Annotated in this window: 22 protein-coding genes and 2 tRNA genes; 8 read left to right on the forward strand and 16 right to left on the reverse strand. The window is 64.8% G+C overall.

Annotated elements, in window-relative coordinates; translation table 11 throughout:
* Positions 1–5 precede the first annotated feature (5 nt).
* The 4 genes from ACSFBE_RS09795 to ahpC form a co-directional block, all read right to left on the reverse strand.
* Positions 6–1,091 carry a hemin-degrading factor gene (locus tag ACSFBE_RS09795; protein ID WP_435490184.1) on the reverse strand — a complete coding sequence of 362 codons (1,086 nt, stop codon included), beginning with the start codon at positions 1,089–1,091 and terminating at the stop codon, positions 6–8.
* Positions 1,092–1,113: 22 nt separating this feature from the next.
* On the reverse strand, positions 1,114–3,351 hold the full coding sequence (locus ACSFBE_RS09800; RefSeq protein WP_435490185.1) for a TonB-dependent hemoglobin/transferrin/lactoferrin family receptor: 2,238 nt from the start codon (positions 3,349–3,351) through the stop codon (positions 1,114–1,116).
* A 139-nt stretch (positions 3,352–3,490) separates the two neighbouring features.
* Positions 3,491–5,080, reverse strand: coding sequence for an alkyl hydroperoxide reductase subunit F (gene ahpF, locus ACSFBE_RS09805; protein WP_435490186.1), 1,590 nt, complete (start codon positions 5,078–5,080; stop codon positions 3,491–3,493).
* Positions 5,081–5,171: 91 nt separating this feature from the next.
* Complete coding sequence (gene ahpC, locus ACSFBE_RS09810; RefSeq protein ID WP_435490187.1) at positions 5,172–5,735, reverse strand: alkyl hydroperoxide reductase subunit C; 564 nt, start codon at positions 5,733–5,735, stop codon at positions 5,172–5,174.
* Positions 5,736–5,980: 245 nt separating this feature from the next.
* On the opposite strand from ahpC, the gene bfr reads away from it, so the two are divergent.
* The 6 genes from bfr (at position 5,981) to hemP (ending at position 9,325) form a co-directional block, all read left to right on the forward strand.
* On the forward strand, positions 5,981–6,457 hold the full coding sequence (gene bfr / locus ACSFBE_RS09815) for a bacterioferritin (RefSeq protein ID WP_435490188.1): 477 nt from the start codon (positions 5,981–5,983) through the stop codon (positions 6,455–6,457).
* Between the two features lie 266 nt (positions 6,458–6,723).
* The gene (locus ACSFBE_RS09820) at positions 6,724–6,996 is read left to right on the forward strand and encodes a (2Fe-2S)-binding protein (RefSeq protein WP_435490189.1); all 273 of its coding nucleotides are present in this window, start codon (positions 6,724–6,726) and stop codon (positions 6,994–6,996) included.
* An 88-nt stretch (positions 6,997–7,084) separates the two neighbouring features.
* A complete protein-coding gene (locus tag ACSFBE_RS09825) occupies positions 7,085–7,783 on the forward strand; it encodes an energy transducer TonB (RefSeq protein ID WP_435490190.1) in 699 nt (232 codons plus the stop codon).
* A 20-nt stretch (positions 7,784–7,803) separates the two neighbouring features.
* Positions 7,804–8,514, forward strand: a complete 711-nt coding sequence (locus ACSFBE_RS09830; protein ID WP_435490191.1) for a MotA/TolQ/ExbB proton channel family protein — start codon at positions 7,804–7,806, stop codon at positions 8,512–8,514.
* A gap of 86 nt (positions 8,515–8,600) precedes the next feature.
* Entirely contained in the window at positions 8,601–9,017 is a 417-nt protein-coding gene (locus ACSFBE_RS09835) for an ExbD/TolR family protein (protein WP_435490192.1), read from the forward strand.
* Between the two features lie 95 nt (positions 9,018–9,112).
* On the forward strand, positions 9,113–9,325 hold the full coding sequence (hemP, locus tag ACSFBE_RS09840; RefSeq protein WP_435490193.1) for a hemin uptake protein HemP: 213 nt from the start codon (positions 9,113–9,115) through the stop codon (positions 9,323–9,325).
* 180 nt (positions 9,326–9,505) lie between these two features.
* Here the strand turns inward: hemP and ACSFBE_RS09845 are convergent, their stop codons facing one another.
* On the reverse strand, positions 9,506–9,913 hold the full coding sequence (locus ACSFBE_RS09845; RefSeq protein ID WP_435490194.1) for a GlcG/HbpS family heme-binding protein: 408 nt from the start codon (positions 9,911–9,913) through the stop codon (positions 9,506–9,508).
* 160 nt (positions 9,914–10,073) lie between these two features.
* Between ACSFBE_RS09845 and ACSFBE_RS09850 the strand changes: the two genes are divergently transcribed.
* Complete coding sequence (locus tag ACSFBE_RS09850; RefSeq protein WP_435490195.1) at positions 10,074–10,775, forward strand: Bax inhibitor-1/YccA family protein; 702 nt, start codon at positions 10,074–10,076, stop codon at positions 10,773–10,775.
* A 42-nt stretch (positions 10,776–10,817) separates the two neighbouring features.
* Here ACSFBE_RS09850 and rlmD read toward each other — a convergent pair whose 3' ends face one another.
* From rlmD to surE, 4 genes are all read right to left on the reverse strand, one after another.
* Positions 10,818–12,254, reverse strand: coding sequence for a 23S rRNA (uracil(1939)-C(5))-methyltransferase RlmD (gene rlmD / locus ACSFBE_RS09855; protein WP_435490196.1), 1,437 nt, complete (start codon positions 12,252–12,254; stop codon positions 10,818–10,820).
* A 72-nt stretch (positions 12,255–12,326) separates the two neighbouring features.
* On the reverse strand, positions 12,327–13,229 hold the full coding sequence (locus ACSFBE_RS09860; RefSeq protein ID WP_435490197.1) for a peptidoglycan DD-metalloendopeptidase family protein: 903 nt from the start codon (positions 13,227–13,229) through the stop codon (positions 12,327–12,329).
* 11 nt (positions 13,230–13,240) lie between these two features.
* On the reverse strand, positions 13,241–14,023 hold the full coding sequence (locus ACSFBE_RS09865) for a protein-L-isoaspartate(D-aspartate) O-methyltransferase (protein WP_435490198.1): 783 nt from the start codon (positions 14,021–14,023) through the stop codon (positions 13,241–13,243).
* Between the two features lie 37 nt (positions 14,024–14,060).
* On the reverse strand, positions 14,061–14,819 hold the full coding sequence (gene surE / locus ACSFBE_RS09870; RefSeq protein WP_435490199.1) for a 5'/3'-nucleotidase SurE: 759 nt from the start codon (positions 14,817–14,819) through the stop codon (positions 14,061–14,063).
* Between the two features lie 125 nt (positions 14,820–14,944).
* Between surE and ACSFBE_RS09875 the strand changes: the two genes are divergently transcribed.
* Positions 14,945–15,931: an NADPH:quinone oxidoreductase family protein gene (locus ACSFBE_RS09875; protein ID WP_435490200.1), complete on the forward strand. Its 987-nt coding sequence runs from the start codon at positions 14,945–14,947 to the stop codon at positions 15,929–15,931.
* A gap of 78 nt (positions 15,932–16,009) precedes the next feature.
* On the opposite strand, the gene ACSFBE_RS09880 is transcribed toward ACSFBE_RS09875, so the two are convergent.
* From ACSFBE_RS09880 to ACSFBE_RS09910, 7 genes are all read right to left on the reverse strand, one after another.
* Positions 16,010–16,348 carry an H-NS histone family protein gene (locus ACSFBE_RS09880; RefSeq protein ID WP_435490201.1) on the reverse strand — a complete coding sequence of 113 codons (339 nt, stop codon included), beginning with the start codon at positions 16,346–16,348 and terminating at the stop codon, positions 16,010–16,012.
* A gap of 118 nt (positions 16,349–16,466) precedes the next feature.
* A tRNA-His gene (locus ACSFBE_RS09885) sits at positions 16,467–16,542 on the reverse strand.
* A 29-nt stretch (positions 16,543–16,571) separates the two neighbouring features.
* A complete protein-coding gene (locus ACSFBE_RS09890) occupies positions 16,572–18,482 on the reverse strand; it encodes a SurA N-terminal domain-containing protein (RefSeq protein WP_435490202.1) in 1,911 nt (636 codons plus the stop codon).
* 74 nt (positions 18,483–18,556) lie between these two features.
* Positions 18,557–18,632, reverse strand: a tRNA-Val gene (locus ACSFBE_RS09895).
* A gap of 16 nt (positions 18,633–18,648) precedes the next feature.
* A complete protein-coding gene (locus ACSFBE_RS09900) occupies positions 18,649–18,921 on the reverse strand; it encodes an HU family DNA-binding protein (RefSeq protein ID WP_140842779.1) in 273 nt (90 codons plus the stop codon).
* A gap of 212 nt (positions 18,922–19,133) precedes the next feature.
* Positions 19,134–20,219 (reverse strand): tartrate dehydrogenase, encoded by a 1,086-nt coding sequence (locus ACSFBE_RS09905; RefSeq protein ID WP_435490203.1) that lies wholly within the window; start codon positions 20,217–20,219, stop codon positions 19,134–19,136.
* Positions 20,220–20,244: 25 nt separating this feature from the next.
* Positions 20,245–21,120 (reverse strand): alpha/beta fold hydrolase, encoded by an 876-nt coding sequence (locus ACSFBE_RS09910; RefSeq protein WP_435490386.1) that lies wholly within the window; start codon positions 21,118–21,120, stop codon positions 20,245–20,247.
* Between the last annotated feature and the right edge of the window lie 63 nt (positions 21,121–21,183).

The following is a 21,183-nucleotide window of genomic DNA, read 5'->3' on the forward strand; positions in this document are numbered from 1 at the left end:
CGGTTTCATGCCGCGACGCCCACGCGCTCCAGCTTGCGCACCAGCGCACGCCAGTCCTCGCGCTCGGGCGCGCCGGGCTTGCGCGCACCGAAGAACATCGCCATCAGGCCGCCCTCGCGGTCGAAGGCCTCGACCGAGGTGACGACGCCGTCGCTGGTGGGTTTCTCCACGATCCACACCGCGTCGATCAGGTCTTCGCGCAGGTGGAGGTTGAAGCCGGGGTCCAGCACATTGAGCCATTGCATGCCGCGCATTTCCATCGGCTCGATGCGCACCACCGGACCGGTGTGGATCTGGATACAGCCCGGGCTGCCGACGAACACCATGATCGGCACGCCTTCGAAAGCCGCGTCGTGCAGCAGCGCCCGCAGCGCCGACGACGCCGCGCGTTGTGTGAAGCGCCCTTCGGTCAGGCGAAAGCTCTGCTGGCGCTCGACCTCGAAACGATTGAGCAGCCCGAAGAACTCATGCGTGTCCTGCATGGCCGCCCAGGCGGTGCGCAGGCCGTCGGCATCGATAGCGGCATCCTCGCGCGGCGCCTTTTTTGGTGCGGCCGGCATGAAGAGCGGCGTCAGCGAGCCATCGGCGTGCGCGTCGATGACCGACTGCAGTGCGCCGCGGTCGGTGGCGTCGCGCGCGAAGACCTTGTGCACGGCGACACCGTGCACGTCGTAGAACTGCAGGCTCAACGACGGCAGCTGATCGGCGTTGGCCGCCGCCTCGCTCACCGCGAAGCCGGCATGCCACTGGCCGAGGAAGAGGCGCAGGTCGATGTCCTCGCCCAGCGCCAGCGCGACATGGCCGGAGCCCGACAGCTTCTGATAGACGCCCGTCTTCTCGTGCACGGTCGAGGTGTTGCGCGTGAGCGCGAGCAGCGGGCCGCACAGCTCCAGCGACTGCAGCAGCTCGAGCCAGGGTCCGCGCAGCGGCGTGGCACGCAACGCCTGCGCGTGGTCCCCCGCGTGCGCCGCGATGGCCGCGCCCTCGCTCAGACCCATGGTCTCGGCGGCGTCCTTGTGGCGCCGACTCTGGGCACGCAGGGTTGCGAACTGACTGCGGATCTCTTCATTGCGCATCGGGGTGTTCTTCATCGGGTTCTTCTCGCGTTTCGGATCAGAAATCAGCCACCAGCGACACGTTGAAGTGTCGGCCCGGCTGGGTGTAGGCATCGACCAGGTTGGAGTTTTGCGCCACGCCGCGCACGTCGCTCCACATCCAGTACTTCTTGTCGGTGGCGTTGACCATCGCGACGTTCAGGCGCAGGTCCTTGCGGATGCGCCATTGCGCGCTCAGGTCCAGCGTGGTCGCCGAGGGCGTGACGAACTGGGTGGCGTTCGCCACCCGCGTGGCTGCCACGATTTCGGTGTTGTCGACGTCCGAGCCCTTTTTCGCCGAATGATGGACGACGTCGGCACGCAGGCTCCATGCGGGGGCCTGGTACTTGAGCCCGACGTAGAGCTTTTGCGGATCGACCGAGTTGAGCGGCACGTCCATCGTGCGGTCGCGGCCGCGCGTCTGGCCGTAGGCGAAGGGCAGCGAGAAGCCGGTGCCGCGGGTCGTCCAGTCGAGTTCACCCTTGACTTCGAAGCCGCTGATGCGCGCCTTGCCGATGTTGACGGACTGGTAGATCAGCGGGTCGATGCGCGGGATGCCGCGGCCGCCGACCAGCCGATCGTTCTCGATCAGGTCCTTGTAGTTGCCGGTGAAGGCGGCCACGTCGAAGTGGAGGATGCCGGTGCGGCCGCGCACGCCCAGTTCGAAGTTCTGGCTCTTCTCCGGCTTCAGGTCCGGGTTCGGAATGGTCTTGTAGCCCGAGGTCACGTTCTCGAAGAAGTTGTTGACCTGGAAGGCATTGGGCGCCTTGAAGCCGGCCGCGTAGTTGCCGTACACACTCCATTGCGGTGCCGCGCGGAACAGCACGCCGAGCTTGGGCGACACCGCCGAATCCGACAGCGACACGGCCGTCGCGTTGAATCCGGTCTGATCGGCATCGATGGAGAAATGGTCGATGCGCACGCCGGGCGTGATGCTCCAGCGGTCGTGGATGAACTCGTCCTGCACATAGAGGGCGCTGGTGCGCTCCTTGGTGTCGGGGAAGCGCTTGAGCGGATAGGTCTCGCCGGCCGGCGGCACCAGGCCGGTCTGCAGGTTCTCGATCTTCGCGAGCGTGTAGTCGACGCCGTAGGTGATGCGCTGCGCCCAGGCGCCCATCTGGATCGTCTTGTCGGCCTGCAGGCCAAGCTGCAGCGTGTTCTCGTCATAGGTGACGTCGCGGATACGGTCGGCGGAGGTGAAGCGGTCTTCGGCGATGTACTCGCGCGAATCGGCCTTCTGGTAGCTCACCACCGCCTGCAGGTTGTCGGCCAGCGCCGAGTTCACGCGGACGCGGCCGTCGTAGGTCAGACGGTTGCGCTCCTGGTCGGTCTTCGCGTCGAGGCCGATGACCGAAGCGGCGGCGTAGGGCGGCTTGGCGATGCCGGACAGCAGGTCGTAGCGCGACGTCTTCTCGACATGCTCGAACGTCAGGCTGTGACGCTGGTCGGCATTCGGCGTGACGATGACCTTGCCGAGCAGCGAATTGCCGCGGCCGCGCTCGGGGTTGGGCGTGGTGCGGTCGATGTTGGCCGCGTTGTTCTCGCCCATGTTCTCCAGCGCATGCCCACGGTTCACGTTGGCGGACAGCAGCCACTGCACCGTCTCGCTGGGCTTGCCGGCGAGCGTCACGCCGGTGTGCCAGCCGTTGTCGTCACCGCTGTAGCCCACGCTGGCACTGCCGCCGAAGGTCTTGCCGTCGCGCAGGAAGGAGGCGGGCTCGCGGGTGATGAAGTTCACCAGGCCGGCCAGCCCGTCGGAGCCGTACAGCGCAGACGCCGGCCCCTTGATGATCTCGATGCGTTCGACCAGCCCGATGTCGAAGTAGTCGCGCCCGAAGGCGTTGGCGCTGAAGACGTAGCTGCGCGGCGTGCGGATGCCGTCGGTCAGCAGCAGCACCCGGTTGCCGTCGAGGCCGCGGACGTTGAAGCCCGAGTTTCCGTCGCGCCCGGTGTTCCCCGCCGCCAGGCCGAAGCGCGCAGGCGCGCGCTTGACCGACACGTTCGGCAGGTCCCGCACCGCATCGCGGATGTCGTGGATCTGTTGCGACTCGATGGTGTCGCGGTCGATCACTTCGACGCTGGCGGCGAGGTCGTCCTTCTTCTGCTCGCTTCTGGACCCGCTCACCACCACTTCGCCGAGTGCGGCGGTTCGGAATTCGCTCGTTGGCTGGGCAACAGCCGGCACGACCATGCCGAAGCCGAGCGCGATGAGACAGGAAAGGGTGGAAAGACGGAAATCGAAGGCGTGTGGTGCCATGGGGGGGAGTCCAGCGAACAGTTGGTTGGCTGCTCGCTGGACCCGCGCAGTGAAGGCGCTTCCGTCTGGCTGGCGGTGGCCGGACGGAATGTCCGGGCCGCGAATTATATGCGAATCATTCTCATTTTCACCACATATCTCAAGCAACAGCGACGGCGTCCTTCTTCTGCTCGGCCGGTGCCGGCGTGCGAATCAGGTGGTCGAAAGCGCTGAGGGCCGCTTTCGCACCATCGCCCGCCGCAATGATGATCTGCTTGAAGGGCACGGTCGTCGCATCGCCTGCGGCGAACACGCCCGGCACCGAGGTCTGGCCCCTGGCGTCGACCATGATCTCGCCGTGCTTCGACAACTCGACCGTGCCCTTGAGCCAGTCGGTGTTGGGCACCAGGCCGATCTGGATGAAGACGCCTTCAAGCGGCACGGTCCGGCTTTCGCCGGTCGCGCGGTCCTTGTAGACCAGGCCATTGACCTTCTGGCCGTCGCCCGTGATTTCGGTCGTCTGCGCGTTGGCGTGGATCGTCACGTTCGGCAGGCTCTGGAGCTTGCGCTGCAGCACCGCATCGGCACGCAGTTGCGTGTCAAATTCGATCAGCGTCACCTGGCCCACGATGCCCGCGAGATCGATGGCTGCTTCGACGCCGGAATTCCCGCCGCCGATGACCGCCACCCGCTTGCCCTTGAACAGCGGACCGTCGCAGTGCGGGCAGTAGGCCACGCCCTTGTTCTTGTATTCGTGCTCACCGGGCACGTTGATGTTGCGCCAGCGTGCACCGGTCGAAACGATCACGGTGCGGCTCTTCAGCGAGGCGCCGCTTTCCAGTTTGACTTCGACGTAGCCGTCGCCCGGCACCAGCGCCGCGGCACGCTGCAAATTCATGATGTCCACGTCATAGGTGCGCACATGTTCTTCGAGCGCCAGGGCGAACTTCGGCCCCTCGGTTTCCTTGACCGAGATGAAATTCTCGATGCCCAGGGTGTCGAGCACCTGACCGCCGAAGCGCTCCGATGCGATGCCGGTGCGGATGCCCTTGCGGGCCGCATACACGGCAGCCGCAGCGCCCGCCGGGCCACCACCGACGATCAACACGTCGAAGGGGTCCTTGGCGGCGATCTTCTTGGCTTCGCGCTCGACACCACTGGTGTCGATCTTGGCGAGGATCTCTTCGAGGCTCATGCGGCCTTGGCCGAACTCCGTGCCGTTGAGGAACACGGTGGGGACGGCCATGATCTGGCGCTCCTTCACCTCCTCCTGGAAGGTGCCGCCTTCGATCATGGTCGTGCGGATGCGTGGGTTCTGCACCGCCATCAGGTTCAACGCCTGCACGACGTCCGGGCAGTTATGGCAGGTCAGCGAGACGTAGATCTCGAACTCGAAGTCACCATCGAGCGCACGGATCTGCTCGAGCACTTCCTGCTCGACCTTGGGGGGATAGCCGCCGATCTGCAGCAGAGCGAGGATCAGCGACGTGAATTCATGGCCCATCGGCAGGCCGGCGAAGCGCGGGCCATGGTTCTCGCTCGGGCGATTGACCGAGAACGAGGGCTTGCGATGGTTGTCGTCGCGACTTTCTGTCAGCTTGACCAGCGGCGACGACTCGGCGACGTCCTTCAGCAGCGACAGCAGTTCGCCCGAGGCCTGGCTGTCGTCGAGCGACGCGACGATCTCGATCGGCTGGGTGGCACGTTCGAGGTAACTCTTCAGTTGGGCTTTGGTGGCTGCGTCGAGCATGGCGGACTCACTTTCGATATTCAAAAACTATCAATCAGGGATAAAAAGACCCGGGGCCTCATGAGCGCCCGGGCCTTCTGGCGCGAGGCGCTTAGATCTTGCCGACGAGGTCGAACGACGGCGCGATCGTCTTGTCGCCATCATTCCACTTGGCCGGGCAGACTTCGTTGGGATGCGCTGCGGTGTACTGCGCGGCCTTGAGCTTGCGCAGGGTTTCCTTCACGTCGCGAGCGATCTCGTTGGAGTGCACTTCGGCGGTCTTGATCATGCCGTCGGGGTTGATCACGAAGGTACCGCGCAGCGCCAGACCCTCTTCCGGGATGTGCACGCCAAAGGCGTTGGTCAGCGTGTGGGTCGGATCACCCACCAGCGGGAACTTGGCCTTGCCGACGGCAGGCGAGGTGTCATGCCACACCTTGTGGGAGAAGTGGGTGTCGGTGGTCACGATGTAGACCTCGGCACCCAGCTTCTGGAATTCGGGATAGTTGTCGGCCGCGTCTTCGACTTCGGTCGGGCAGTTGAAGGTGAACGCAGCCGGCATGAAGATGAGCACGGACCATTTGCCCTTGAGCGTCTCGTCGGAAACCTCGATGAACTTGCCGTTGAGATAGGCCTGGGTCTTGAACGGTTGGACTTGGGTGTTGATCAGGGTCATGGTGCTTCCTTGGAGGTGCAGATGAAGAAATGGGTGAGCCATGAGTATAGCTACCAAAATTAGATTTTTAATAGTGTTGAGCTATCGATTGCATCGGTCTGACCTATGGATCCAAAGACGTCGCCAGGCGCTGAACACGAACGCCTATCACCCTCACACGCATGCAGACCGGCTGCGCATGGGATTGCTTGCGTGCCCCTGCGGCGGACACGGACAATTGCTGTTTACAGAACAAGGAAAACACCATGAAGGGCGACCCTCAAGTCATCGAACATCTCCAGGCGCAGCTCAAGAACGAGCTGACCGCGATCAACCAGTACTTCCTGCACTACCGCATGCTGAAGCACTGGGGCCTGGACAAGCTCGCGAAGAAGGAATACGAGGAGTCGATCGGTGAGATGAAGCACGCCGACTGGCTGATGGACCGCATCTTCATGCTCGACGGCCTGCCCAACCTGCAAGACCTGGCCAAGCTGAACGTCGGTGAAGACGTGCCGGAGCTCCTGGGCTGTGACCTCAAGGCGGAGTACGGCGCACAGGCGACGATCAAAGCCGGCATCGCGCATTGCGAGACGGTTCGCGACTATGTCTCGCGCGACCTGTTGCAGAAGATCCTGGACGACACCGAGGAGCACATCGATTTTCTCGAGACCCAGATCGACCTGCTCGGCAAGGTCGGCATCCAGAACTACCTGCAGTCGCAGATGGGCGAACTCGAATAGTGGCGGGCATGCATCAGTGACAGATCGCCAACGGGACCTCGGTCCCGTTTTTTTGCGACATGGATGATCCGGTGCGATCGGTGTCGATCGATGTGACGCTGGCGCCGGCGCCCTTCCTCGGCAGGTGGCGCGCATGACCGACGAACTCTGAGCCGACGGGGCCATCTGCCGCCCCTGCTGCCACGAGGGATAGTGATTGCAAATGCGACAAATTCGTATTTATAATTGGACATCTTTCAACAGCCAGCCAAAGCGCCTTCACCACCATGATCGTTTGCGTCTGCCGTCGAGTGTCCGACCGGGAAATCGCGCGCCATGCGCGCGCCGGCATGACCTTCGACGAGGTGCAGTTCGAACTGGGAGTGGCAACGCAATGTGGCCAATGCGAGGGCTGTGCGCGCGACGTCGTTGCGCAATGCAGCGCCTCGCACCCCGTTGCGGCGCTGAACCACGGCGATGGGGGCCGGGTCATTCAGCTTGCCACTTCCATTCAGGAAAGCAGCGCATGGAACTCGTCTCGGCACTCGCGGGCAGCTTGATTTTCGTGGCCGGCTCGGTCTGGTGGATTTTTCGCAAATAGACAGCGGTTGTGCTGCAGTAGGGTGTGCCAGGTGCATGCCCTGATCGATGGGTGATTTCGTGTCCGACCGCTTTTCTTCGTCCCGTCCCACTGTGCTGGGACTTTCGCGCAATGCCGTCATCGCCGGCGGCGTCGTGCTCTTCCACGTCGCCGCCTTGTGGGCGCTGCAGAGCGGACTGATCCGAAAAGCCGCCGACATCGTGATTCCGGTGGAGATCCTGAGCGAGTTCATCGATCCGCCCAAGCCCAAGGAACCGCCTCCCCCGCCACCAGCGCCACGCCCGAAGGAAATCAAGGCGCCGCCTCCGCCGCGCCCGATGGCCATTCGCACCCCCGCGCCGGCACCCGACGCGCCCAAGGGCGTGATCGAACCGCAGCCGCCCGCGCCGCCGCTGGCAGCACCGGCGCCTCCCGCACCGCCGACACCGCCCTCGCCGCCACCCGCCCCCCCGGCCCCGCCGGCAGTGCAATTGCCGTCCTCCAACGCCGACTACCTCAACAACCCGAAACCGGTGTACCCCGCCATGAGCAAGCGGCTCGGCGAACAGGGCAAGACGATCGTCCGGGTGCTGATCGGCGTGGATGGCCTGCCGCAGAGCGCGAGCATTCGGCAATCGAGCGGCTACGAACGCCTCGATGAAGCAGCCCGCGCCGCCGTCATGAGCTGGCGCTACGTGCCGGGCAAACGCAATGGCGTGGTTGAACCGATGGAGTTCAACGTACCGATCAACTGGGTTCTCAACTAATTTTTCTGGAGCAGTTTCGTATGGATTCCCACTTTGGCCTGATGAACGTCTGGAGTCAGGGCGACTTCGTCACCAAGGCCGTCGCACTGCTGCTGATCGGCATGTCGCTGGCGTCCTGGATCGTCATCTTCATCAAGGCACTCGACGTCATCAAGTACAAGCGCCTGGCCAAGCATTCGCAGGACTTCTGGCACAGCGAGGACTTCGCGACCGCCTTGAACAAGCTGGGCAAGGACGAGAGCAACCCGTTTCGGGGCCTGGCCCTGGAGGGCCGGGAAGCCGCCGCCCACCATCGCAACACCAAGGCGCATCTGCATGACGCGCTGGACGTGAGCGACTGGATCACGCGCGCACTGCGCAATGGCATCGACGAGTTCACCGCGCGGCTGCAATCAGGCCTGGCGATCCTGGCATCGGTGGGTTCGACCGCGCCCTTCATCGGGCTCTTCGGCACTGTGTGGGGCATCTATCACGCGCTGATGAGCATCGGCTCGGCCGGTCAGGCCACCATCGACAAGGTGGCGGGCCCCATCGGCGAAGCGCTGATCATGACGGCGCTCGGCCTGGCCGTCGCGATTCCGGCGGTGCTGGGCTACAACGCGCTGGTGCGGGGCAACAAGTTCGTCCTGACCAAGCTCAACAGCTTTGCGCACGACCTGCACGCCTACTTCGTGACCGGTGCCCGCGTCCAGTCGACCGACGCCACGATCGTTCCGCTCAAGAAGGGCTGAAGACATGTGCCCCCAAGCTCACATTTGTTCGCTGCCTGCCAAGGGAGCGCATGCCTCCCTAGAGGCGGCTCATCGGGAGGCATGAGATGGCTTTCGGAACCCAAGACGAACCCGATGAAGTGATGAACGAGATCAACATGACGCCGCTGGTCGACGTCATGCTGGTGCTGCTCATCATCTTCATCATCACCGTGCCGGTGATGAAGCACGCGGTGAACATCGACCTGCCCCAGGCGACCAGTGAGCCCGAGCAGACGAAACCGCAGAACATCCTGTTCACCGTGGCGGCGGACGGCAGCTACTACTGGAACGAGAACAAGATCGAGGACAGCGCACTGAAAACGCTCCTGGCCGCGGAAGCGACGAAGACGCCGCAGCCCGAGCTGCATATTCGTGGCGACAAGGCGGTGCGCTACGAGCGCGTCGCGCAAGCCATGTCCGCCGCGCGCGAAGCCGGTGTGCGCAAGATCGGCTTCATCACCGAGCCGGACAGCGCCAAGTAAGCCGTTGGAGGTCTGAAAAATAAATCGATCGCGATGATTGCTTTTTTATTGCGAATCATTATCATTCAGTCATCGTTCGACAAGAGGAACTCCAGATGCAAGCCACTCCCAACGCGTTCTCCGTCCTGAGCCACCCATCGCTCGACCAGTCGGGCAGCGGGATGCTCGCCCCCCAGACCAATCGGCCGGTACCCCTGGTCGAAAGCACCGACCTGCTGCGCGGCAGCAAGACCGTGGGCATCATGCACAACGGCTCGCTCTATCGCCTGCAGGCCACCAAACTCGGCAAGCTGATCCTCACCAAGTAGGAATCGGCCCGCCCCTCGCGCAAGTTTCATCGTGGGGCGACTCGAGGAGATCACTCTCCGAAGGGTCGTTTTTTGCTAGCCATCGGTTCGCCGACTAGCCAAGCTTTTTTTCCACCTTGACACCGCTCCAATGAAAACGCCGACCTTGGGTCGGCGTTTTGCTTTTGAGTCGGATGCGTCTCAGAGGCCGAGCGCTGCGATGCCGGCCTTGGCAATTTGCGCGTCTTCGTTCGACTTCACGCCGCTGACCCCGACCGCACCGATCACCTGTCCGTCCTTGACGATGGGGACGCCCCCCTCGAGCAGACCATGAACCGCAGGCACCGTCAGGAAAGCGGTGCGGCCACCGTTGATGATGTCTTCGTAGCCCTTGCTTTCCCGGCGGCCCATGGCGGCGGTGTGCGCCTTGGCCGGCGCGATGTGCGAGGACAGCGCTGCAGCGCCATCCAAGCGCTGGAGCCAGAGCAGGTTGCCGCCGTCGTCCGAGATCGCGATGGTCACGGCCCAGTTGTTTTTCAACGCTTCGGCCTCGGCAGCCGCCGCAATGGCCTTGACATCGGCGAGTTCGAGAAAGGACTTGGTCTTCATGGCATGACTGGGGGTTGAAAAACTGCAAGCATAGCCTGAGCCTCTGGGCAGCCGGCTCCGAATGCGTGAACAGGGACATGCGGTTTTTGTCACGAATCCGGGCCCCGCCGTCCTAGAATATGGGTCGACCTGCTCTGCAGCCAACTCAGGAGTCCCTGCCATGAACGACCGCGTCAACACCCTCGATACTGCCGTCGGCTACGGCCAGACGGTGCCTCAGGCCGACCGGCAGCGTGTCTTGCGCAACACGTACTGGCTGTTGGCCCTGAGCCTGCTGCCGACCGTGCTGGGCGCCTGGATGGGCGTTTCCACCGGCATCACACGCTCGCTGACGGGCGGCCTTGGGCTGATCGTTTTCCTGGGCGGCGCCTTCGGCTTCATGTTTGCGATCGAGAAGACCAAGAACTCCGCCGCCGGCGTGCCGGTGCTGCTCGCCTTCACCTTTTTCATGGGCCTGATGCTGTCGCGGCTGATCGCGATGGTGCTCGGCTTCAAGAACGGCGCCGACCTCATCATGATCGCCTTCGGCGGCACCGCCGGCGTGTTCTTCGCCATGGCGTCGCTCGCCACCTTCATCAAGCGCGACCTGTCGAGCATGGGCAAGTGGCTCTTCGTCGGCGCCATGGTGCTGATGGTGGGTGCGCTCATCAATGTGTTCGTCGGCTCCAGCGCCGGCATGATGGCGATCTCGGTGGCGGCGATCGCGATCTTCTCGGCCTACATGCTGTACGACCTGAAGCAGATCATCGACGGCGGCGAAACCAATTACATCAGCGCGACGCTGGCCCTGTACCTGGATCTGTTCAACGTCTTCCAGAGCTTGCTGGCCCTGCTCGGGATCTTCGGCGGCGAGCGCGACTGACAGTCAGCACGCTGAAGAGACAAGGCCCCGTCGGGGCCTTTTTCATGGGCGCTCGAAGACAGCGATCGACTCGACGTGCGCCGTGTGCGGGAACATGTTGACCACGCCGGCCGCCGTGCACCGGTAACCCGCCTGGTGCACCAGCAGACCCGCATCGCGCGCCAGGGTCGACGGATTGCAGCTCACGTAGACGATGCGCCGAGGCGCCGTCCACCCCGACGGCAAGCCGCCTTCTTGCTGATGCAGATCGGCCAGTGCCTTCGCCAGCGCAAAGGCGCCCTCGCGCGGCGGGTCGACCAGCCACTTGTCGGCGACGCCGTCGGCCACCAGCATCTCCGGCGTCATGTCGAACAGGTTGCGCGCCACGAAGCGCGTGGGCGCCAGCGCGCCGCGCGGCGACACGGCCGGGCGGTTGCGTTCGAAATTGTCGGTGGCGCGATCGACCAAGGTGTCGCTGCCCTCGATGCCCAGCACTTCGCGCGCGCGCGTGGCCAGCGGCAGCGTGAAGTTGCCCAGGCCGCAGAACCAGTCGATCACGCGCTCGTCGCCCTGCACGTCGAGCAGGCGCAACGCGCGCCCGACCAACACGCGGTTGATGTGCGGATTGACCTGGGTGAAGTCCGTCGGCTTGAAGGGCATCGTCACGCCGAATTCGGGCAAGGCATAGGACAGCTCGGGGCCACCCGTGTCCAGCCGCTGAACGGTGTCCGGCCCCTTGGGCTGCAACCACCACTGCACACCCGGATTCAGCGACGCGAAATCGCGCAGACGCTGCAGATCATCCGGCGACAAGGGCGCGAGATGACGCAGCACCAGCGCGATCACGCCCAGGCCCGTGCCGTTCGGCGCATCGCCGCAGGCCAGTTCGATCTGCGGACAGGTGTCGTGGGCATCGAGCGAACCGATGAGCGCACGCAAGGGCATCAGCATGGCGCTCACCACGGCCGGCAGCACGGGACAGACCTCCATGTCGGCCAGGTAGCGGCTCTTGCGCTCATGAAAGCCGATCAGCACCGTGCCCTTCTTCACCACGTGGCGCACCGACAACCGCGCCCGATAGCGATAGTGCCAGGCCGGCCCTTCCAGGGGTCGAAGCATGTTTTCGGGCTTCACCTTGCCGAGATGCCACAGGTTGTCTTCCAGCGCGCGCTGCTTGACCGCGACCTGCGCGGCCGCATCGAGGTGCTGCATCTTGCAGCCGCCGCAGGCGCCGGTGTGCAACCCGAAGTGAGGGCAGCCGGGGCGCACGCGCTGCGACGATTCGCGGCGGATTGCACTCACCGTGCCCTGGGCCCAGTTGTTCTTCTTGCGGTGCTGGGTGAATTGCACCTCCTCGAAGGGCAAGGCGCCTTCGATGAACACCACCATGCCATCGGCCTTGTGGGCCACGCCTTGCGCGTCGAGGTCGAGCGACTCGACGGTCAGCCATTCATCGCGGGCATCGGTGGCGACGCCACCTTTTTCTGTCGTTTCGGTCATGGGGGATTGTCTCAGGCGGCCGATGCCACGCGGCGCGCATCAGGCGCGCCGCCATCGCAGGGAATGCAGGCGCTACTGCCGCGAGGGCAGATAGCGCGCCGGGTCGACCGGCTTGCCTTGGCGGCGAATCTCGAAATGAAGCTTCACGCGATCGGCGTCGCTGTTGCCCATTTCCGCGATCTTCTGGCCCTTCTGGACCGACTGGTCTTCCTTCACCAGCAGCGCCTGGTTGTGCGCATAGGCGGTGAGGTAGGTGTTGTTGTGCTTCAGGATGATGAGGTTGCCGTAACCGCGCAGTCCGGCACCTGCATACACCACGCGCCCGTCCGCCGCGGCGAGGACGGAGTCGCCCGCCTTGCCGCTGATGTCCAGGCCCTTGTTCTTGGCTTCGTCGAAGCCAGCAATGAGCGAGCCGTGCGCCGGCCAGATCCAGCCGAGGTCCTCGTCGCCCGAGGCTGCAGCGGGCGGCGCCGCCGGCTTGGCGGGGGCGCTGGCGGCAGCCACCGGCGCGGCCGGTGCGGCCGGTGCGATGGTCGGCTGCGGCGCCACCGGCCGCGTGACGACACCATTGCCTTCGACCGTTGCAGGCGCGGTCGCGACCGCCGTGCCACCCGGCGCAATGACTCGCAACACCTGCCCGACTTCGATCAGGTCCGGGTTGTCGAGATTGTTCCAGCGCGCGATGTTCTGCCAGGTCTGGCCGGTTTCGTTCGCGATGCGCCGGATGGTGTCACCGGGCCGCACCGCGTAGTAGCCGGGCTTGCCGTAGTTTTCGATCCCCGGCAAGGGCTTGCCCGAGGCATCGGTGGTAACGAGCGGCACCCCGGGCACCGGGGCGGCGGTGCCGTTCGCACGTGTCATCGTGCCGCGGTCTTCGACCGGCGCAGGACCGCTCGGCGTGGCGCATCCCGCAATCACGAGCGTCGACGCCACCATCAAACCAGCCAACCAGCGCCGATCGCCAAAACCCTGCATGTGTTCGTCCTTCAAGCAATCCCCGATTTTAGGGGGACAAAATGTACCGCTTCAAGAATGCGACGCTGCAGTCCTGTGACGGTTTTATCGATCACGACCAGCGCCTGACCGCCGCCGGCAGCGTGGGTCGGCGCGACGATGCGTCCGCCGACGGCCAATTGCTCCACCCAGGCCTCCGGCACAGCCTCGCCACCGGCGGCGGCGATGATTCCGGCATAGGGCGCACCCTTGGCATAACCCACCATGCCGTCGCCGAGTATCAGGTGCACCGTCGCGAGCCGAAACGGCCGCAGGTTGGTCCGTGCACGCTCGTGCAGACCACGCAGCCGTTCGATGCTGTAGACCTCGGTCGCCACATGGCTCAGTACCGTGGCTTGGTAGCCGCAGCCGGTGCCGACTTCCAGCACGCGGCCGAGCCGCTCGTTGGGCTTGCCCACAAGCGCGGGGGCGCCCAGCAGGAGTTCGATCATCCGGGCCACGACGTTCGGCTTCGAGATCGTCTGCCCCAGGCCGATCGGCAAGCTGGTGTCTTCGTAGGCCTGGTTGACCAGTGCGCTGTCGACGAAGCGATGTCGCTCCACCGCACCCATGGCGCGCAGTACGCGCGTGTCGGCGACGCCTTGCGCCGCCAGGCGCTGCACCATGCGCGCGCGCACCGCGTCGGAGGCCATCGACGGCGTGGTGGGCACCAGCGGCCGCACCGGCACGGCCGGCTGCCGCCCGCGCGTTGCGGCCGATGCGGTCGGCGTCAGTCGCACCGGGAAGCCCGGTCTGGAAGGTGGCTTGGCGGACATCAGCGCGCGCGCTCGCCGCCCGTCGCTCGGCATGCGATCACCGCAGCAACCGCGTCACGGTGTCGCGCCATTGGCCCAGATTTGCATGGTCCGTCAGGTCGATCTGCAAGGGCGTGAGCGCCACGTGCCCCTCGGCCGTGGCATGAAAGTCGGTGCCTTCGCCGCTGTCCTTGGCGCCACCGGCACCGGCGATCCAGTACATGGTCTCGCCGCGCGGGCTTTCCTGGGTGATGACCTTCTCCGCCGCATGCCGGCGGCCCAGACGACAGACCTTGATGGGTTTGAGCTCGTCGAAAGGCCGGTTCGGAATGTTGACGTTCAGCAGCCACGCCGGCCCTTCGAGCATGCGCTCGCGCTCGATGCGTTCGACCAGGCGGCGCGCCACGCGCGCCGCCGCATCGACATGTGCCCAGCCCTTCTCGATCTGCGAGAAGGCGATGGCCGGAACGCCGAAAAGGTAGGCCTCCATCGCCGCACCAACCGTCCCGGAATAGATGGTGTCGTCGCCCATGTTGGCGCCGTTGTTGATCCCCGACACAACCAGGTCGGGCTTGTAGCCGAGCACGCCCTTGAGCGCGATGTGCACGCAGTCGGCCGGCGTTCCGGTGACGTAGCGGAAGCCGTTGTGGGCCTGGTGAACGTACAGCGGTGCGGCCAAGGTCAGCGCGTTCGACTTGGCGCTGTTGTTGTGCTCCGGGGCGATGACCTCGACATCGGCGAGGTCCTTGAGTGCATCGTGCAGGGCGACGATGCCGGGCGCCTGGAAGCCGTCGTCGTTGGAAATGAGTATCTTCATGGCGTCTGGGAGTGCGCGCGATTGTAGGCGTCGGGCCGGTCGCCGCAGGGACAAGAACCCCGCTCCGGGCACCCTATCATGGCCCGCATCCCCCGTCTGAGCGACCTATCGAAGGAGACATCCGCATGCACGCTTGGCTTTGCGAAAACCCGACCGGCGTCGACGCGCTGAACTGGAAAGAGCTGCCCACGCCCACGCCCGGGCGCGGACAGGTGCTCATCGAAATCCAGGCCGCCAGCCTGAACTTCCCCGACCTGCTCATCGTCCAGAACAAGTACCAGATGAAGCCTGCGCTGCCCTTCGTGCCAGGCTCCGAATACGCCGGCGTGGTGCAAGCCGTCGGCGACGATGTCACACACCTGAAGCCCGGACAGAGCGTGGCCTGCCTGTCGGGCACCGGTGGTTTCGCGACCCATGTCGTGGCGCCGGCTGCGCTGTGCATGCCTTTGCCGGAGGGCTTCGACCCCGTCGACGCAGCGGCATTCATCATGACCTACGGGACATCCTGGCATGCCCTGATCGACCGCGCGCAACTGAAGGCGGGCGAAACCGTACTGGTGCTGGGTGCAGCCGGTGGGGTGGGTACCGCGGCGATCCAGATCGCGAAGGCCGCCGGTGCGACCGTCATTGCCGCGACATCGACCGACGAGAAATGCGCACTGTGCGAATCGCTCGGCGCCGATCGGAGCATCAACTACAGCCGGCATGCATTGCCGACCGGTTTTCGTGACGCGATCAAGGAAGCCACCGGCGGCAAAGGGCCCGATGTCATTTACGACCCGGTGGGTGGCGACTTCGCGGAGCCGGCCTTCCGTTCCATTGCATGGCGCGGCCGCTATCTGGTGGTGGGATTCGCAGGCGGCGGTATTCCGTCGCTGCCGCTCAATCTGGCGCTGCTCAAAGGCGCCTCGCTGGTCGGCGTGTTCTGGGGCGACTTCGCCAAGCGCGAGCCGAAGGCGAATGCCCAAATGATGGAGGAATTGGCGCACTGGTATGCCCAGGGGAAGATCAAACCGGTGATCGACCGCACGATGCCCATGGCCGAATTGAAAGCAGCCTACGCCCACATGGGATCGCGCGGCGTCAAGGGCAAGCTGGTCATGGTCAACTGAAGCCACGCGCGCAAAAAGAAAGGCCCGCATCTGCGGGCCTTTTCCTTGGACGGGCGACTTGGCGTCGCCGCAATCCGCTTACTTGATCTCGTAGTCCGACAACGACTTCCCGGCTGCCAGTGCTTCCGTCACCCATCGTGGCTTGCGTCCTCGGCCGCCGGACCAGGTTTCTCCTGCTGGACCCCGGTACTTGGCCGCCTTGGCGGGCGCGGCGCTCATGCTGCGCTTGCCCGGCGTGCGGGTGGACAGCTTGAGATCCGCGGCGGTCAAACCGAATTCCGCAATCTTTTGACGGACTTCCTCGATCACGCCTGCGCGTTCATGATTGCGCAGTTCTTCCGCTTGCTTGCGCAATTGTGCAATGTGCTCTTCGTTCTTTTTGATCTGCGAATTGATGTCAGCGAGGGTAGAGGCCATTGAGCGTCCCAGGTCGGATTGGAAAGGAAAAAATTCTAATTCAGAATGCAATAGCAACAAAGCCCGGAAACAAAAAAAAGCGCCCGTCTTACAACGGGCGCTTTTTATACAAGCGTTTTGGGGTGGCTGATGGGACTCGAACCCACGACGACCAGAATCACAATCTGGGACTCTACCAGCTGAGCTACAGCCACCGCAGAGCCGTCGATTATAGCGTCAGAAATCAGCGCACGGCCAGGGGATTCAGCTCCGGACGCGGCACCAGGATCTCGGCCTTGAATCGTTGCTTCAGCACGTTGTAGTAGGCGGCGTTCTCGGCCGCCGCGACCGCCTGGGCGAACTGCTCGTTTTCCTGCTTGGCGGCATCCGCGGGCGCGGCGGCGCGGCCCAGGCTCTTGACCACGCGCACCACGGCATAGCCGTCGGTGCCGAGATCGACGCCCGTCAGCAACGGCAGCTGCGTCGCATCGGCGCGCAGGGCGGCTTCCACCACCGGCTGCGGCTGCGCTTGCGGATCGATGCGCGACACCGTGACCGGTGCGCCCAACGCGGCCCCGACCGGGCTGGTGCGCCAGGCGGCCAGTTTGGTTTCGCCTTCGGTCTTGGCGAGCGCCGCGGCACGTTCCGCCACCAACTGTGCCCGCACCTTGTCCTTGACCTCGGTCAGCGGCGTCGTGCGGGCCGGCGAATACTGGACCACACGACCGGACGCCAGTTGGTTGGGGCCGATCTCGATGGCCTCCGTGTTGTGCTTGCGCTCCAGCGTGTCCGGCGCGAACAGCGCCTTCAGAAAATTGGCGCTGGCCAGCGCACCCGCGGCGCCCGGCGCCGGCGTGCGGGCCACGCCGCTGGCCTTGCGGAGGGTGAGCTTCAACTTGTCGGCGGCCGGCTGCAGACTGTCCGGCTGCTGGTACACAGCATCGGTGAATGCCTCCGCCGCCTTGGCGAATTCCTGCGTGGCCTGCTGGCCGCGCACCTCGTTTTCGATGGCGGCGCGCGCCTGCTCGAAAGGTTGCAGAACGGCCGGCTTGATGTCGTCCAAGCGGATGATGTGATAGCCGAACTCGGTCTCGACGACGTTGCTGATCTCGCCCTTCTTCAATGCGAACATGGCGTCTTCGAACGGCTTGACCATGGCACCGCGCGCCACGAAGTCGAGGTCGCCGCCCTTCTCTGCCGAGCCCGGGTCCTGCGAGTTCTTTCGGGCCACCTCGGCGAAGGCGGCCGGCGCCTTCTTCACGTCGGCCAACAGCTTCTCGGCCTTGGCGCGGGCCGCGTCGCGATCGCCCTTCGATGCACTGGCCGGTGCCGTGATCAGGATGTGACTCGCACGGCGCTCTTCCGGCGTCCCGAAGCGCGCGCTGTTCTGCTCGTAATAGCTCTTGAGGTCCGCATCGCTCACCGTGACGTTCTTCTTCGCAGCATCCAGGTCGAGCACCAGGTATTCGATGCTGGCCTGCTCAGGCGCCTGAAACTGGGCCGCGTGGCTCGTGTAGTAGCTGTCGATGTCCGCATCGCTCACCGCGACCTTGGCGTTGAAGTCCGCCGGATTGAAGCGTGCGACCTGCACCTCTCGCCGATCGAAGAACGCGTTCAGCGTGGCCTGGGCTTGTGCCGGCGTCGCGAACGCGGTGCCGGAGACGCCGAGCATCACCTGTTGCGTGGCCATGCCGGAGCGCACAGCGGCTTCGTACTGTTCGGGCGTCTGGCCGGTGGCCATCATGAAACGATCGCGGTCGAACTTGCCGTCGGGCGTGCGGAACGATGCCAGGCTGGCATCCTCGGCGAACAGGCGCGTGAGCCGTTCTTCCGACACGGTCATGTTCGCCTTGGCGGCAGCGACGGCGAGCACGCGGTCGCGCACCATGCGTTCGAGCGTCGCGTAGCGCGCGGCGTCCGAATCGAGCAGGGCCGGGTCGACGTTCGGTGCCTGGCGGCGAATGCGATCGACCTCGTTGCGATGCTGCTGGTCCCACTCCGGACGCGTGATGTCGTGGCCGTCGACGCGAGCGACCTTCTCGCCCTTTTCGTTGCCCTGGTAGCGGTCGACGCCGAACAGGACGAAGGACGGAATGATCAGCACGAACAAGGCGCCCATGACGAACTTGTTGTACTTGCGGAAGAACTCAAACATGCTTGAACGCTCTCAGTGTGACGTTGCCGAAGGCAAAACAAAAAAGGCGAACTCGTGTTCGCCTTTTTGCCGGGTGGTGGGTGCTGAGGGGTTCGAACCCCCGACCTACGCCTTGTAAGGGCGCCGCTCTACCAGCTGAGCTAAGCACCCCCGGGGAAGTCGTGTCTCAGTTCAGCGCGTCTTTGAGCGCCTTGCCGGGACGGAACTTCGGAATCTTGGCGGCCTTGATTTTAATCGCGTCGCCGGTGCGCGGATTGCGACCGGTGCGCGCCGCACGTTTGCCCACTGCGAAAGTCCCGAAACCGACGAGCGACACGGAGTTGCCCTTCTTGAGCGTGGTACGAATGGCGCCGATGGTGGACTCGAGTGCGCGCGTGGCGGCGGCTTTGGAGATGTCGGCGTTTTTTGCGATGTGCTCAATCAGTTCGGTCTTGTTCACAAGGGCCCCTCAAAGGAAAAGTGGATCGGTCGTCAGATGCGGTGGCCGGCCCCACGACGGAACCTTCGGCATGCGGATGGAGGCAGAGCTGACGCGTCGGCAGCAAACTGCCAACGAGGATTACAACCACAGGGCTACGGGGTGTCAATAAGTCACACGGCCGCGCGGCCCCGCGGGGACGGCGATTCTAGAGGGGTTTCGTGAACTGGTTTTCAAAGCGCTTGCGCGACCGCAAGACCCAGGTCGGCGGTGCTCGCCGTGCCGCCGATGTCGCGTGTGCGCGGTGCGCCGCGTTGGGGCGCCAGCACCTTTTCGATCGCCGCGAGGATCGCATCGTGCGCGTCCTTGTGGCCGAGGAACTCCAGCATCATCGCGCCGCACCAGATCTGGCCGATCGGGTTCGCGATGCCCTGCCCCGCGATGTCGGGCGCCGAACCATGGACCGGCTCGAACAGCGACGGCGTGGTGCGCTCGGGGTTGAGGTTGGCGCTCGGTGCGATGCCGATCGTGCCGGTGCAGGCCGGGCCGAGGTCCGACAGGATGTCGCCGAACAGGTTGCTCGCCACCACCACGTCGAAGAAGTCGGGCCGTTGCACGAAGTGCGCGGTCAGGATGTCGATGTGGAACTTGTCCAACGTGATGCCGGGGTAGTTCTTCGCCATGGCGACGACACGCTCGTCCCAGTACGGCATGGTGATCGAGATGCCGTTCGACTTCGTCGCGCTCGTCAGATGCTTCTTCGGCCGCGACTGCGCAAGCTCGAAGGCGAACTTCAGCACACGGTCCACGCCGATGCGCGACATCACGGTTTCCTGCACGACGATTTCGCGCGGCGTGCCCTCGTACATGCGGCCGCCGATGCTCGAGTATTCGCCCTCGGTGTTCTCGCGCACGATGTACATGTCGATCTCGCCCGGTTCGCGGGGCGTGCCGTCGCGGCGGACCACGGGCGCGACGATGCCGGGCATCAGCCGCGCCGGACGCAGGTTGATGTACTGGTCGAACTCGCGGCGGAACAGCAGCAGCGAACCCCACAGCGAGATGTGGTCGGGGATCTTCTCGGGCCAGCCGACGGCGCCGAAATAGATCGCGTCGTGGCCGCCGATCTGGTCCTTCCAGTTGTCGGGCAGCATCTTGCCGTGCTTCTCGCAGTAGTCCCAGCTCGAGAAGTCGAAGTGGTCGAAGGCCAGGTCGATGCCGAACTTGCGCGCCGCAGCATCGAGCACCCGCAGGCCCTCGGGCATGGTCTCCTTGCCGATGCCGTCGCCGGCGATGACTGCGATGCGATGGGTGCTCATGGGAAAGTCCTTGGAAGGTTTTGTCTCAGGATTGGAAGAAGGAGAAGGCTTCGCGCACGACATCGTCCGGCGCCTCTTCGGGAATGTAGTGGCCGCACGGTACCGTGCCGCCCGACACGTCGTCGGCCCGCTCACGCCACAGCGCCAGCACGTCGAAGCATTTGCCCACCACGCCGTGCGCGCCCCACAGCACCCGCAACGGCTGCGCCAACCGGCGACCCGCTGCGATGTCCTCGCGATCGTGCACCAGGTCGATGCCGGCGGACGCTCGGTAGTCCTCGCAGATCGCCTCGGCCGTGCCGGGCAGTGCCGCGCAACGTTCGTATTCGGCCAGCGCTTCGGGCGCGAACGGCGCCAGGCCCGCATGCCGGCCGCCCATGACGCTGCGCACATAGCGCGAGGGGTCCGAGGCCAGCAGCGCCTCCGGCAGCGGCGGGGGTTGAATGAGGAAGAACCAGTGCCAATAGGCGCGCGCAAACGCTTCCGACGTGTTCTTGTACATCGCCAGCGTGGGTGCGATGTCGAGCAGCAGCATGCGTGTCACCGACTGCGGATGGTCGGCGGCGAGGCGATGCGCAACCCGCGCCCCCCGGTCGTGGGCCAGCACCTGGAAGCGCTCGAAGCCGTGATGCCGCATCACCGCGATCGCGTCGTGCGCCATCTCGCGCTTGCTGTAGACCCGGTGCTCCGCATCGGAAGCAGGCCGACCCGAATCGCCGTAGCCACGCAGGTCCATCAGCACCACGGTAAAGCGCTCTGCCAAGGCCGGGGCCACGCGGTGCCAGATGGCGTGGGTCTGCGGATGGCCGTGCAGCAGCAGCAGCGCGGGGCCTCGGCCGCCGATACGGCCATGCAGCGCCACGCCGTCGCGCTCGATGTCGAAGGGGGTGAATTCATTCAGCACGCAGCGATTGTGCGTTGCCGCCCCGCAGGCTTCAAGCAACAATCATCGAATTGATTATTT

Source organism: Variovorax sucrosi (assembly GCF_051216635.1).
Taxonomy (GTDB): domain Bacteria; phylum Pseudomonadota; class Gammaproteobacteria; order Burkholderiales; family Burkholderiaceae_C; genus Variovorax.

What these genes read in the sequence shown, in the direction of transcription:
- ACSFBE_RS09795 (WP_435490184.1), bottom strand. Translation starts at nt 1,091, where the DNA reads ATGAAGAACACCCCGATGCGCAATGAAGAGATCCGCAGTCAGTTCGCA.
- ACSFBE_RS09800 (WP_435490185.1), bottom strand. Translation starts at nt 3,351, where the DNA reads ATGGCACCACACGCCTTCGATTTCCGTCTTTCCACCCTTTCCTGTCTC.
- ahpF (WP_435490186.1), bottom strand. Translation starts at nt 5,080, where the DNA reads ATGCTCGACGCAGCCACCAAAGCCCAACTGAAGAGTTACCTCGAACGT.
- ahpC (WP_435490187.1), bottom strand. Translation starts at nt 5,735, where the DNA reads ATGACCCTGATCAACACCCAAGTCCAACCGTTCAAGACCCAGGCCTAT.
- bfr (WP_435490188.1), top strand. Translation starts at nt 5,981, where the DNA reads ATGAAGGGCGACCCTCAAGTCATCGAACATCTCCAGGCGCAGCTCAAG.
- ACSFBE_RS09820 (WP_435490189.1), top strand. Translation starts at nt 6,724, where the DNA reads ATGATCGTTTGCGTCTGCCGTCGAGTGTCCGACCGGGAAATCGCGCGC.
- ACSFBE_RS09825 (WP_435490190.1), top strand. Translation starts at nt 7,085, where the DNA reads ATGGGTGATTTCGTGTCCGACCGCTTTTCTTCGTCCCGTCCCACTGTG.
- ACSFBE_RS09830 (WP_435490191.1), top strand. Translation starts at nt 7,804, where the DNA reads ATGGATTCCCACTTTGGCCTGATGAACGTCTGGAGTCAGGGCGACTTC.
- ACSFBE_RS09835 (WP_435490192.1), top strand. Translation starts at nt 8,601, where the DNA reads ATGGCTTTCGGAACCCAAGACGAACCCGATGAAGTGATGAACGAGATC.
- hemP (WP_435490193.1), top strand. Translation starts at nt 9,113, where the DNA reads ATGCAAGCCACTCCCAACGCGTTCTCCGTCCTGAGCCACCCATCGCTC.
- ACSFBE_RS09845 (WP_435490194.1), bottom strand. Translation starts at nt 9,913, where the DNA reads ATGAAGACCAAGTCCTTTCTCGAACTCGCCGATGTCAAGGCCATTGCG.
- ACSFBE_RS09850 (WP_435490195.1), top strand. Translation starts at nt 10,074, where the DNA reads ATGAACGACCGCGTCAACACCCTCGATACTGCCGTCGGCTACGGCCAG.
- rlmD (WP_435490196.1), bottom strand. Translation starts at nt 12,254, where the DNA reads ATGACCGAAACGACAGAAAAAGGTGGCGTCGCCACCGATGCCCGCGAT.
- ACSFBE_RS09860 (WP_435490197.1), bottom strand. Translation starts at nt 13,229, where the DNA reads ATGCAGGGTTTTGGCGATCGGCGCTGGTTGGCTGGTTTGATGGTGGCG.
- ACSFBE_RS09865 (WP_435490198.1), bottom strand. Translation starts at nt 14,023, where the DNA reads ATGTCCGCCAAGCCACCTTCCAGACCGGGCTTCCCGGTGCGACTGACG.
- surE (WP_435490199.1), bottom strand. Translation starts at nt 14,819, where the DNA reads ATGAAGATACTCATTTCCAACGACGACGGCTTCCAGGCGCCCGGCATC.
- ACSFBE_RS09875 (WP_435490200.1), top strand. Translation starts at nt 14,945, where the DNA reads ATGCACGCTTGGCTTTGCGAAAACCCGACCGGCGTCGACGCGCTGAAC.
- ACSFBE_RS09880 (WP_435490201.1), bottom strand. Translation starts at nt 16,348, where the DNA reads ATGGCCTCTACCCTCGCTGACATCAATTCGCAGATCAAAAAGAACGAA.
- ACSFBE_RS09890 (WP_435490202.1), bottom strand. Translation starts at nt 18,482, where the DNA reads ATGTTTGAGTTCTTCCGCAAGTACAACAAGTTCGTCATGGGCGCCTTG.
- ACSFBE_RS09905 (WP_435490203.1), bottom strand. Translation starts at nt 20,219, where the DNA reads ATGAGCACCCATCGCATCGCAGTCATCGCCGGCGACGGCATCGGCAAG.